Below are 378 nucleotides of genomic sequence, written 5' to 3' on the forward strand. Positions count from 1 at the left end.
GCGGCAGGCGGCCGCGGCGGTCTGCATGCCCCGGTCACCGCTGCGGGCCGCGTAGTGCAGGGCAGCGTCCAGATGCGCCGCCGACTCGTCGTACGCCCGCTGCGTCATGCGTACGGTCGCCAGCTCCAGCCGAAGCGGGTTGGTGACGCCGCTGGAGTCGGGCCAGGCGGCCAACTCCGTTTCCAGGACCGCCCGGGCCGCGCCGAGGTCGCCGAGGATGCGCTCCACCTGGGCCTGCAGCGCCACCACTTCCACCCGCCGATGGCGCTGGTGGGACGGCAGCAGGTCCAGCGCCTCGGTGAGGGTCTCCCGGAAGCCCACGAGGTCGCCGGTCAGGCTCAGGGCGCGGGCCAGCGCGACGCGTTGGGCCTGGCCGCC

Annotated in this window: 1 protein-coding gene; it reads right to left on the minus strand. The window is 75.4% G+C overall.

All coding sequences use genetic code 11. The annotated features are described in order from the left end of the window. Positions 1 to 378, minus strand: a 378-nt coding sequence (locus TN53_RS42880; RefSeq protein ID WP_046264342.1) for a hypothetical protein, incomplete at both ends; no start/stop codon positions are given.

This window comes from Streptomyces sp. WM6386 (assembly GCF_000972385.1).
Taxonomy (GTDB): domain Bacteria; phylum Actinomycetota; class Actinomycetes; order Streptomycetales; family Streptomycetaceae; genus Streptomyces.